At 66.2% G+C, this 11,522-nt stretch carries 10 protein-coding genes; 7 read left to right on the top strand and 3 right to left on the bottom strand.

Annotated features, from left to right (window positions below; genetic code table 11):
* On the bottom strand, nt 1-648 hold the full coding sequence (locus KF733_12460; protein QYK55807.1) for a hypothetical protein: 648 nt from the start codon (nt 646-648) through the stop codon (nt 1-3).
* 96 nt (nt 649-744) lie between these two features.
* Here KF733_12460 and KF733_12455 point away from each other — a divergent pair, with 96 nt between their 5' ends.
* The 4 genes from KF733_12455 to KF733_12440 all read left to right on the top strand — a co-directional run bounded on the left by KF733_12455 (nt 745) and on the right by KF733_12440 (nt 6,208).
* Nucleotides 745-3,093, top strand: a complete 2,349-nt coding sequence (locus KF733_12455; protein ID QYK55806.1) for an endonuclease MutS2 — start codon at nt 745-747, stop codon at nt 3,091-3,093.
* Nucleotides 3,094-3,179: 86 nt separating this feature from the next.
* Complete coding sequence (locus tag KF733_12450) at nt 3,180-3,941, top strand: PEP-CTERM sorting domain-containing protein (GenBank protein ID QYK55805.1); 762 nt, start codon at nt 3,180-3,182, stop codon at nt 3,939-3,941.
* Between the two features lie 176 nt (nt 3,942-4,117).
* Nucleotides 4,118-4,912 carry a hypothetical protein gene (locus tag KF733_12445; protein ID QYK55804.1) on the top strand — a complete coding sequence of 265 codons (795 nt, stop codon included), beginning with the start codon at nt 4,118-4,120 and terminating at the stop codon, nt 4,910-4,912.
* A gap of 72 nt (nt 4,913-4,984) precedes the next feature.
* Nucleotides 4,985-6,208 carry an adenylate/guanylate cyclase domain-containing protein gene (locus KF733_12440; protein QYK55803.1) on the top strand — a complete coding sequence of 408 codons (1,224 nt, stop codon included), beginning with the start codon at nt 4,985-4,987 and terminating at the stop codon, nt 6,206-6,208.
* Here KF733_12440 and KF733_12435 read toward each other — a convergent pair.
* Nucleotides 6,205-7,401 carry a hypothetical protein gene (locus KF733_12435; GenBank protein ID QYK55802.1) on the bottom strand — a complete coding sequence of 399 codons (1,197 nt, stop codon included), beginning with the start codon at nt 7,399-7,401 and terminating at the stop codon, nt 6,205-6,207. The two genes, KF733_12440 and KF733_12435, sit on opposite strands and share 4 nt — an antisense overlap.
* A gap of 47 nt (nt 7,402-7,448) precedes the next feature.
* Between KF733_12435 and KF733_12430 the strand changes: the two genes are divergently transcribed.
* Nucleotides 7,449-8,381: an NTP transferase domain-containing protein gene (locus KF733_12430; protein ID QYK55801.1), complete on the top strand. Its 933-nt coding sequence runs from the start codon at nt 7,449-7,451 to the stop codon at nt 8,379-8,381.
* A gap of 71 nt (nt 8,382-8,452) precedes the next feature.
* On the opposite strand, the gene KF733_12425 is transcribed toward KF733_12430, so the two are convergent.
* Nucleotides 8,453-8,614: a hypothetical protein gene (locus tag KF733_12425; GenBank protein ID QYK55800.1), complete on the bottom strand. Its 162-nt coding sequence runs from the start codon at nt 8,612-8,614 to the stop codon at nt 8,453-8,455.
* A 280-nt stretch (nt 8,615-8,894) separates the two neighbouring features.
* Here KF733_12425 and KF733_12420 point away from each other — a divergent pair, with 280 nt between their 5' ends.
* Both KF733_12420 and KF733_12415 read left to right on the top strand, forming a co-directional pair.
* Nucleotides 8,895-10,700, top strand: a complete 1,806-nt coding sequence (locus KF733_12420) for a hypothetical protein (protein QYK55799.1) — start codon at nt 8,895-8,897, stop codon at nt 10,698-10,700.
* The gene (locus KF733_12415; protein ID QYK55798.1) at nt 10,697-11,521 is read left to right on the top strand and encodes an ABC transporter permease subunit; all 825 of its coding nucleotides are present in this window, start codon (nt 10,697-10,699) and stop codon (nt 11,519-11,521) included. The genes KF733_12420 and KF733_12415 overlap by 4 nt, the downstream gene beginning before the upstream one ends.
* Nucleotide 11,522 lies beyond the last annotated feature (1 nt).

Below are 11,522 nucleotides of genomic sequence, written 5' to 3'. Positions count from 1 at the left end.
TTATTCGAAGGTCAGGACCAGCTTCGGGCGTCGGTCTTCTTCGGCCGATCGGGAAAAGACCTTATAGATCGAGGACTCGCCGGCTTGCTCGGGCGTGAGCTTCGTCGTCAGCGCAAGGACCACGGCCCGGCCGCTGTCCTCTCGGGCCTTGTCCAAGAGCTTGCGGAAGTCGTTGGGGCCCTTCAGGAGGTCGATCTCGATCTTGAACGGGGTCTCTGCAGACTGGGCGTAGGCCCAGCCGCTCCCGAAAACGCTCGAGTCCTCAACGACCGGATGGACCTTGGCGGCCATCGAGTAGTCCCAGTTCTCCTCTTCAAAGCTCGCGGACATGGCGCGCGCCTCGATCGGGTTCGCCTTGGCCGCCTCTTCTTCGAAGCCGGGGTCGCCGGAATGGGTCAGGACGAGTTTGGCCGACTTCAGCGTGCCGTCCGCATCGGCGGGGAGGCTGAACTTGAGCCCCGAATAGGAGAAGCCGAGATGGCCGGGCGTGATCTCGCTCACGGCCGTGTCCCCCGCGCCCCAAAGCCGCAGGTAGGGGTCGGACGTCTGGTCTTGCGCGAACTGGTAGACCCAGATGTCGTCGGTCGGATCCAAAGTCACCGTCTTTTCGGCGGAGGTGACGACGAGGAACGCAAGCAGGAGGCTCATGTCTCCATTCTGACGTGCGACGCGGGATGCCGCCTGCTCTCGCCGGGCCCCTTGAAGCGCCCGTGCCTCTGGGTCCGCTGACGTCACAATCAAAAAGTGCACGCCCTCCGCGTGATCGAGTTCGACGTCGTCCGGCAGCTTCTTGCCGAGGCGTGCGACACCGTGCCTGGGCGGGACGCCGCGCTAGAGATCGAGCCTCACTTCGATCCGGACGCCGTCGCGTTCGAGCTGGAGCGGACGGAGGAGGCCGACGCTCTGCTGGCCACCGACCCCGTGGACCTGCGCGGTGTCCGCGACGTCGCCGGGCAAGTCCGGGTCGCGGAGAAGGGCGCCGTCTTGGACGGGGAGGTCCTTTACAGGGTGGGCGAGTCCTTGAGGGCGATGCGGTCCGCGGGGCGGCACATCGAGCGCAAGGCGGAAAGCATGCCGCGGCTGAGCCTGCTGGCGATGCGACTCCCCTCGCACGAGCGGCTGGAGCAGAGGCTGCTGAACAGCCTGGACGGCGATGGCACGGTGCGCGACGAAGCTTCCATCTCCCTGGGCGAGCTGCGCGCGCGGAAGGCGGGGGCGGCCCAGCGCATCTTGGAGCGCGTCCAGAGTTACGTGAGCGGGCCCACGCGGACGTTGCTGAGCGATCCGCTCTACACCGTGCGCGACGGCCGCTACGTCATCCCGCTCAAGGCGGAGAACCGGGGCAAGATCCGGGGCATCGTCCACGACACCAGCGCAAGCGGCCACACGATCTATGTGGAGCCGGAGGACGTGGTGGCGCTGGGCAACGCCCTGCGCGAGGCCGAGGCGGCAGAGCGCGCAGAGATCGCCCGGATCCTGGCCGAGCTCAGCGAGAAGGTCGGCGCGGTCGGCGCGGAAATCCGCGACGGACTCGAAGCGGCGGCAGAACTTGACCTCGTGCTCGCCAAGGTGCGTTTTGGGCGCGAGGCCGGCGGGTGCCTCCCGACGCGGGCGCAGGGCGCCTTCGTGAGAGTGAAGAACGCGCGCCACCCCTTGATCCCTCGCGAGTTGGCCGTGCCCCTCTCGATGGACCTCGGCACGAACCCCGGCGGCCCCTCGGTCGACGTGCTCCTGATCACAGGGCCGAACACGGGAGGGAAGACGGTCGCGATCAAGACCGTCGGGCTCGCGGTGGCGATGGCCCAGGCGGGCATGATGCCTCTGGCCGACAGCGTCACGGTCGGCTGCTTCTCCCAGATTTGGGCCGATATCGGCGACGAGCAGTCGTTGCAACAATCGCTCAGCACCTTCAGCGGGCACATCAAGAACATTTCGGAGGCGCTCGCAGGCCTGAAGCGCGACGCGCTCGTGCTGCTGGACGAGGTCGGGGCGGGGACCGACCCGGGCGAGGGCGCGAACCTTGCCCGGGCGCTGCTCCTCGCCTTCCAGAAAGCGGGCGCCAAGGTGATGGCCAGCACCCACTACGGCGAACTGAAGATCCTCGCGAGCAACGCACCCGGGTTCTTGAACGCCTCGATGGAGTTCGACCTGAAGTCGCTGCGGCCGACCTACCGGCTCTTGGTGGGGGTGCCGGGCTCCAGCCATGCGATGAAGATCGCGGAGCGGTACGGCGTTCCGCGGTCGGTGATCGAAGAGGCTGTCGGTGGGGTCAGCAAAGATCAGCAGGACGTCGCGCGGATGATCGAGAAGCTCGAACAGACCCAGAAGCAGGCGTCCCGGGCGCAAGGGGAGGCCGACCGGCTCTCCGCCCGTCTGCGCGAAGTCGAGCGTGAGGCGGAGGCGAAGGTCGCGGCCGCCGAGGAGGCGCGCACCAAGGTCCGGGAGCGGGCGGTGGAAGAGCTGGAGGCCCTCCTGCGCGAGATCCGGTTGGAGGCGAGCGACATCTTCGAGGAGTTGAAGAAGGACCCCAGCCAGAAGGGCATGGACCGCGCTCGCGACCGCATGAAGCAATTGCAGGACGTAGGCCGCCAATTCGTCGAAGAGTCAAAGCCGAAGCCCCGCCCTGCTTCCGACCGAAAGAAGGTCCAGATCACGCGCGGGTCGACGGTGCGCATCCGGGGCTTCTCCCAGACCGGCATCGTGCTGGAAGAGCCGAGCGGCAACCAAGTGTCCGTCCAAGTGGGGCCGCTTCGCATGACGGCCAAGGTGGCCGACCTGACCCCGGTCGAACCTCCCCCGACGAAACGGTCCACACCCACTCGGAGCCTCGGTTTGCAGAAGGCGATGACGGCGGGCACAGAGATCCACTTGCGGCAGATGCGGGCAGAGGACGCGATCGAGGAACTTGAGCGGTTCTTGGACGATGCCGTGCTCGGCGGCGTCCCTTCGGTGCGGATCGTGCACGGCAAGGGGGAGGGCGTGCTACGGAACGTCACGCGGGACGTGCTAAGAAAGCACAAGGATGTGCGCAGCTTCCGCACGGCGGAGCCGGGCGAAGGGGGCGAAGGGGTCACGATCGCCCTCTTCAAGTGAGTGCCCGAAGGGCCTAGACAAGTCACATATTGAGGTCTCGACGCAATAGAGGCTCAGGCTTTGGCCCAAATCCGAGAGGAACTCACATGACCCGACACATCACCCTCGCTGCGCTCGCACTCAGCGCGGTTTCCGCTTTCGCCGATACCACCGTCCACGACCTCAGCACCGGCAACTTCTTCCAGAACTGGACCAACACCTCTGCTCTCAACACTAACGACAACTGGTCCGGCGTGGCCAGCATCATGGGTTACCGAGGCGACGACCTCACGACCCTCACCGGCACCGACCCCCAGACGCTGCTCCAGGAAGACACGGCTCCGGTCGTCGACGTCAACGTGAACCAGACGGCCCCCAACACTTTCAGCACGGGCGGCGTGACTGAGTTTGAGCTCGCCAATCCGACCATCGCCCTGACGGGTTCGGGTACCGCGGACGCCCCCTACCTGCAGCTTTTCATGAACGCCACGGGCCGCGAGAACGTCACCCTCAGCTTCAACGTCATCGACCTTGAGGACGGCGGCGACAATGCGATCCAGCAGCTCGCCGTGCACTACCGCATCGGCGGCTCGGGCACCTGGACGAACATCGCCGGCGGCTACGTCGCGGATGCGACCGAGGGCCCGAACAAGGGCGGTCTCGTCACCCCGGTCAGCGTGACCCTCGGCGCCTTTGACAACGTTGCGAACCTCCAGTTCCGCATCATGACGACCAACGCCGTCGGCAACGACGAGTGGATCGGGATTGACGACATCTCGGTCACCTCTTCACCCGTTCCGGAGCCGGCCACCATGCTTGCTCTCGGCACCGGCATCGCGGCCTTCATGGCCCGCCGCAAGAAGGCCTGAGCAAGGCCGCCCTCCAGCAGCGAAGCCCCTCGCGCCCCTGGCGCGGGGGGCCTTCATTATTCGCGACCTTGTGGAGGGCGAACTCTTTAGGGGCCTCACGCGTCCGGTGGATAGCGGTAGAACTGCGAGACTCCGCGAGACGCGCTCCGGCTCGTCTTTAATAGAACAGGATCAGCATGAGACTCACGACCTTCTCAGCCATTTGCGCGTTCATCGCGCTCGCGCTTGTCGTCGCCTGCGGGGGCGGGGGAGGTTCGGGTGGAGGCGGGAACGGGGGCGGTTCGGGCGGAACCCAGGCGCCTCCCGCCGGGCAGTACTTGGAATTCATCGGTGTGAACCGGTCTGGGAACCTCGACCCGATGAACCTCCAGGTCGGCGATATCGCGAACGTGCAGTTCGTGAACTACGATCCGGCCGGGAAACGGACGGTCCTGAATGCGACCAACTACACGATTTCGACGGGTCCGGGCCAGGCCACGATCACCTCGACCGGGCGTCTGACGATCTTAGCCAAGCCGCCCGGGGTCTTCCGGATCGGCGCGCGTGCCACGGTTGCCGGGCAGGTCGTCACGCTCTCGCAGGACGCGCTGGTCGCGGACACCGGCAACACGACTTTCAGCGGCACGGTGCGGGCGGACGGCTCGACGGCGGGCATGGTTTATGTCCAGGTCCAGTTCTATAACGCCAACGGCGAAGTCGTGGCTGGCGCGAGGACGGGCGACAACGGGGTCTTCCGGGCGAAGATTCCAACGACGGTGCGAAAGGTCTCGATCAAAGGGGCCAGCATCCCCACCAACTTTTTCAAGTCCATCCGCTACATCAACGAGGTTTACACGATGGACGACCCGGGTTGTGCGGTGCCGGTCAGAACGGTGAAGGCGGGCCAGAACAACAGCCTCGCGGCTCCGCTCTTCGTCCCGCCGCAGGCGGGCGGACCACCGCCTCCGCCTTCTGGGTGTCTGGCCGATTGACGGGGCACCAAGTGCCCCGCGCAAAAATTTGGGTGCAACCGGATGGCCTCTCGGCTGTAGAATGCGCGGAGGGTGAGCCTGACGAACGAGTTTAAAAGCTTCGAGACGTTCGAGCTGTCCGGGATCGGCGAGATCCAAGAGCTGGCGGCCCGTCTCCACAAGGAGCTGGGGGAGTTAGACGACGCGGCGATCCAGGCCGTCGCCGAGGCCACCGGTGCGCCCGAAGACTACGTCCGGCTTGCCGTCCGTTCGGCGACCGTGCCCAAGAAGGCGTCCATCCTCGACCGGCTCAAGTCGAGCTTCCGGGCGTTCGACCCGGCGACCCGACGCCACGCGATCGCGGGGGTGCTCGGGCTGGGCGCGGGTCTCATGGAAGCGGTCCGCATGGGCATCCAGGACGCCAGCGGCCTTATGGGGACCTTGGGGCTCGTGCTCGTGATCGCGGCCCTGGCCAACTCGGCGGTGGCGAAGAAGAGCCAGGTCGCCGCGATCAGCGGCGGCGTTTTCGGCGGCGTCGCGTTCGTGGCCCTCACGCTCTTCACGTTCTTGCTCGGTCTTCTCCCGAACGTGCCTTCGCAGGGCCCGGCCCCGGCGCTTCTGCTCGTTGCGGTGGGTGCCTCTGCGGCGCTCGGCCTTGCGGCGAACGCCTGGTACAGCCGGGTCCGTAAGAGCAGCACGGCCGACGCCGTGAACGAGCGCCACAGCCTGCTGCAGCAACTGCAGGACATCCAACAGAAACTTCGCAGCGACGAACGGTTCGTGACCTTCCTCAGTGTGGACATCGTCGGTTCGACCCGGATCAAGGCGGACAACGACGACCTAGATGTAGAGTTCACGTTCAACGAGTACCACCGGTACGTTCAGACGGTCGCGGAGAAGCACGGCGGGCGGCTCCACTCCACCGCGGGCGACGGCGTGACCTGCGTCTTTGAAAGCCCCGTTCACGGGGCGGCGGCCGGAAAGGCGGTCTTGTCCGGGTTGTTCGAGTTCAACGCCTTCCGGAACAAGCTCAACCGTGAGATCGAGTTGAGGGCAGGCGTCCACACGGGGAGCGTCCTGGCCCCGGGCCAAGACCTCGTCAGCGTCAACTTCGCCCACGTGATCGACGTTTGCGCGCACCTGCAAAAAGCGGGGGAGCCCGGCACGCTGGTCGTCAGCGAGCACACGGCGCAGTACCTGCCCGGGGGCCTCGACGGCATCAGCAGCGAGCGCGTGGAGGCCCATGAGACGCGCGCGGCGGTCTGGCGGCCGAGGGCCCGGGTGGCGGCCAAGACCCTGACCGCGAGGCCAGTCTAGAGCCCAGGATCGAGCACGACGTCCGGCCTGACGCCGAGCGAATCGGTGTCTCCCCCATCGTCCCTTCCGTCTTCGCCGACGCTGTACAGTCGGAAGTCCGGCCCGCTTGCGAGGTAGACAAAGGGCTGCTTTGAATAGGGATCGGTGACCAGCGCGGGGGGCAGGTCCAGCTTTTCGGGGGCGCTGCCGGTCTGCTCCACCTGCAGGTGGCAGGCGAGGGCGACCGCGAAGAGGCGCGCCCGCGCAAGCAACAGGTCACGGGTCTTGAGCCCGATCCCGGGCACCTCTTGCCAGTGCCTCGCCAAGCGTCGCCAGGGGCGCTCGCCGGTCGGTTGGAAGGGCTTGCGGTCGATGGCGGGAAGCTCCGCCTGGGCGGCCCAGTGCTTCGCCGCATCCTGCATCTCGTTCGAGAAGCCGAGGAAGTAGGTGGCCGCGTCCTTTGGCGCGAGCCGTTGGAGGTAGAGCACGCCGGGCCGGGCGTCGCGGCCAAGAGTGGTGAGAAGGCCGTCGGTCTTGTGGGTCTCGTAGGCCTCGCGAACGGTGTCCACCCCCGCCAGCATCGAGAGCAGGTCGCCTTCCAAGTGGGCCGTGCCTTGTTGCCGGGCGAGGGCGGTGGCCAAGGTGGACTGGAGTTTCTTCGAGACCTCGAGGGGCAGGCGCCCGATGTGGGGAGTCAGGGTCGCGGAGGCTTCATGGGCGATAGCGGCGCCGAGCGTGGCGAGCGGCGTATCGACCTGGGAAAGGTCGAGGGCGAGGCGGTAGGCGGTGCCCACGCGGTTCGCGGCCCGGTCCCAGTCTTCGTGCTCCACCGCGTCCTTCGCGTCCCACGCAAGGGCGCGTCCCAGAAGGCGTAGGCCGATCTCCCATTCGAACGGTTCCGTGGTCGTGCGAGGCCGGGCGACGGGTTCGAAGGGGAGTTGGCCGGCCCGGGCGAGCCGCGCCATGGGGGCCGCAAGGTCTTTGGCGACCTTCTTGCGCATTCCGGACGTGAAGGAGACGCGCCTTGCCACGTCCGGTGCGATCTTGAGCGTTTCCTCTCCGGCCAGGACGTACTCGTCGAAGGCGCGCCCCGAGTTCTCCCGTACCTCGTGGGGCGGAGTGGCGGGCGTGAATTTCGGCAAAGGGGCGGGGGCTGGTTCTGGCCGACACCCCGCGAGAGTCAGGGCCAAAAGCCATCCAAGAGCACGGCGCACGGGCTTCAGTTTACATCGCTCTGCCTGTGCCAACATTTGGGCCACAGATGAAAGGCGTCATCCTCGCGGCCGGCAAGGGCACTCGGCTCTATCCCGTCACCAAGGCCGTTCCGAAACCCCTCTTGCCCATCGCGAACCGGATGACCCTCGGCTATGCGTTCGACCGGTTGAAGGAGTGCGGGGTCAAAGACGTCTGCATCGTCGTCGGCGAGAGCGAAGCGGCCATGCGCGGGGCCCTGGGCGATGGATCGGCGTTCAACCTCAACCTCAGCTACGTGCGCCAGGTGGAGCCAAAGGGCTTGGCCCACGCCGTGGGCTTCGCCAAGGACTTCGTCGCGGGCGATGATTTCATCTTGTACCTGGGGGACGCGATCTATGGCAAAGGGTTCAAGGATCAAGTGCAACGGTTCCGCGACGCGAAGTGCGCGAACCTGAACTTGGTGAAGCCTGTCGAGGACCCGCGCCGTTTCGGTGTTGCGACGGTGGAAGGAGAGCGGATCGTGCGGCTGGTCGAAAAGCCGGCCGAGCCAGAGTCGAACCTTGCCATGGCGGGGATGTACGTCTTCGGCCCCCAGCTGTGGTCTGTCCTACCCGACCTCCAGCCGAGCGGGCGGGGCGAGTACGAGATCACGGACGCGATCCAGATGTTGATCGACCGGGGGGAGACCGTCCTCGCCGGGATCTACGAGGGCGAATGGTTCGACACGGGGACGCTCGACTCCTTTTTAGAGACGACGCGCTTCCTGGTCGCGGGCGGTGTCCTGAAGGACGAGACGGCGGAGGTCGAGGGCGAGCTCGGTGAGAACGTGGTGCTCGGCGCAGGGGCCAAAGTCCGGGGCGCCACGCGCATCGAGGACTCGGTGGTCTTGCCCGGGGCCGACGTCACGGTGAACGGGGTGGTGCGCCACTGCCTGCTCGGCGGCGAGGTGAAAGCGGACTCTGACCTCGTCGGCCAAATCAAATACGGCGCCCTCGAATGAGGACGCCGCAGGTCGTGAGGCGGACTTGGGGCCGCCCGGGACGTCGGTCGGACGAAACTCCGACTTACAGATTACTGACCGGTGGTGGTGCCGCCTTCAGTACCAGCCGTACCGGCGCCAGCCGTGGTGCCAGTCTCACCAGTCGTGCCGCTGCCCTCTTCCGCGGGGGCGCAGCCCGCAACGAAGGCACCCAGGATGCTGAGCGCCATAAGGATCGCCATCAGTTTCTTCATCGTTCTTAACCTCCCGAAAGGCTTGAGACCTTGTCCCGTTGAGGGGACGCCGCCTCAGAGCCAGCACCAAGCTGACCTGGCACGGCTCGTGACTCGCAATTATAAAGCGGTTACCAGAGAACAACAAGGCCCAGCGCCATAAATTAGGGAACTCCGGCCTCTGTGGCGAGCAGGCTAAGTTCATCGTGGGACAAAATTCAGGAAAGTGCAACCCGGGAGGTCCCGTTGCCGAACAGTTGCCATGGGCGCGGGCGTCGGCTTATGTAAAGCTCGAGGAACTATGGGCGCCTTCCGGTTCTGCATGGTGCTGGCGTGCTCCGCCATTTCCGGATGGGCGCTCGGCCAGATCAAGGTCATGGCGACCCCGCTCTGGCAGGGGTCGGGCAAGGGGTTTGGCCCAGTGCCGTACGTCGTTCAGGTTTCGAACGGCGGGCCCAACGCAGTCGGGACACTTCGCGTGCACGTCGGAGAGGCAGGCTCCACGTTCCCGTTAGAACTGCCGAGCGGTTCCGTCAAGACCTTCGTGGCGGACCTTCCCGACCCCACCGCGTATGGCGACGCCTTGGCGGAGGTCGTCACCAACGTCGGCACCGAGACCGTCACGATCGAACGCTCGTTCGGTGTGGCCAGCGCGAGCGTCATCGGGGCGGTCAGCGACTCGCCCGATGTCCTGCGGTTTCTCATCTCGACTGACAAGAAGGCGGCGCAGGTGAGCCCCGTCACGGTCTCCCCTGAGCTCGCCCCGACCCGGGCGAGCCGCTATGAAGGCATCTCCGCCCTAGTTTTGGGCGAGGGTGCGGAGAGGCTTCCGGACGCTTCGGTGGCGGCGATCAAGCGTTGGACGGTGAGCGGCGGCTGTCTCGTCTTCGTGGGAGGAGCCGCGACCCCGATCCTCAACGACCCGCGCTGGCAGGACGTGCTCCCCGTCCTTGGCGCACGGGCGGGCGAGGCGGGGCCCTTGCCGGAACTCGCCACGATTGGGGGTACTCCCCTCAAGGTTCCGGTGACGCTTGCGGTCGGAAAGGTCGCGCCGTGGGCGACCGTGCAGGTCAAGCTGGGCCAGGTGCCTCTTATCGTCCGGAAGCAGTTCGGCGTGGGCCGAGCGGTCTATTGGGCGTTCAACCCGTTCGAAGGTGCGCTCGCTACGTGGCCGGGCCGTCGCGAGCTGTTCCTCGCCCTGCCCCTGAACAAGAATGGGGAGGCGCGCAGCGACCTGGAGCAAGTCGACTCAAGGCGTCGGCGCTTGCGGGGGCCTTTCCGGGATCCCGGTGGCGACCCTTTCGAAGCCCAGCTCCCGCCGGTCTCTCAGGTCGCGATGATCTTGGTGGGCTATCTCGTAGCGGTCGTGCCCCTTAACTTTTTCATCCTGGCGATGCTGCGCCGCCGGGAGTGGGCGTGGGTCACGTGCCCTCTCCTGAGCCTGGGTTTTGGCGCCGCGCTCTTTTCCTTCGCAGGAACGCTGTCCTCCGGCTCGGCGGCGCGTTCGACCACAGGGGTCATCGTGGTCCAGGAAGGGTATGGCGAAGCCACATTCGCGGGCAAGCAGCAGATTTTCTTCCCGAAGGCGGGGGTCTACGACTTGGGATTGAAGGGCGTGGAGACGCTCATGCCTGCGTCCCAGGGGACGACCTTTGCAGGGACGAGCGCAAAGGTCGGTTGGGACCAGAACGTCTTCGACATCGGACCTGAGCTGATCGCCCCTGCCGTGCGGACCAGCAATATGGCGTTCCGGGAGATGCGGCTCACTCAGCGTGTCCCTATCGACTGGAGGCTGAAGGCGACCGCGCTCGTAGCGGGCGGAGAGCTGACCAACGACAGCCGCTATCGGCTTGGCGAGATCGTGGTCTCCACCGCCCAAGGGACCTTCACGTTGGACGCGCTTGCGCCGGGTGAGACAAAGCCGTTGAAGGCGGCTGCGGCTTCGCAGCCGACGCCGGACGTCCCGCTGGAGCCGGGGGCCTCCGTCGTTCGGGCGCAAGTCATGGGCTTGCCGCTTGGGAGCGTGATCGGCGGCGACGACGATCGGGGCCAGGTGCTGCTCTACTACGTCTTTAGCCCGAGACCAGGCGAGGAGGCGCGGCCGTGAGCTTTGCCCGAGAGCTGTTCCTCGATAATCCCGCGATGGTGGAAGCGAAACGGCCCGTGCTTCAGTTCCTTCGCCCAGGTAAGTGGTCCGCGCCGTACATTCTGGCGATCGTTTTTGTGGGGGTCGCTTACGGTGCGCTCTTGGCCTCGGCCATCACCTATCTGCCCAGTTTTGACCCGGCGATCATCTTGGTCGTCGTCCCTGTGGCGGCCGCGGTCGGCGTCAGCGTGACGCTCCACGGCGTGCTCGCGGGCGAACGGGAAAAGCGGAGCTTGGAGACCTTGCTTGCCGCGCCCGTCTCAGCCGCGCAACTGGTGGCGGCAAAGGCGTGCCGCGCGGTGCCCCCGGTAGTCCTCCTCGTGCTGCTGTTACCCGTTCCGGCGCTCGTCCTTGCGGTGGCAAAGTCGCAGAGCGGCTATACGGTCTTCGAGGGGACGCCCTCGATCCTCGTGTTCCTCGGGACCCTCTTGATCTTGGTCGCGACCGCTTTCATGACGGCGGGCCTGACGATGCTCGTTTCGGCCCACACCAAGACCACCGCGAACGCGCTCTTGGGGACGCTGGCGGCGCTCTTCATTGCTTACGCGATCGTCCCGATGACCCTGACGGGCATGGTGGGCGGTCCCGAATCGATCAGGTTCTTGGCGTGGCACCCGGTCCCCACCCAGCTCGCGGTGCTTTGGCCGGGCCAGTCCGACATTTACAAGATTCGCGGGTCTTCACTCGCTCTGATGCCCTCCGTCCACTTTTTTATCGGCGGTGTCTGCTTCTTCCTCGCGACGAAGAGGCTCAAGCGGGAACACGAAGGGGCCAAGGGCTAAA

The sequence above is a fragment of the Fimbriimonadaceae bacterium genome, from assembly GCA_019454125.1.
In the GTDB taxonomy this organism is placed as follows: Bacteria; Armatimonadota; Fimbriimonadia; order Fimbriimonadales; family Fimbriimonadaceae; genus JALHNM01.
This window is presented reverse-complemented; position numbering and strand designations above follow the sequence as displayed.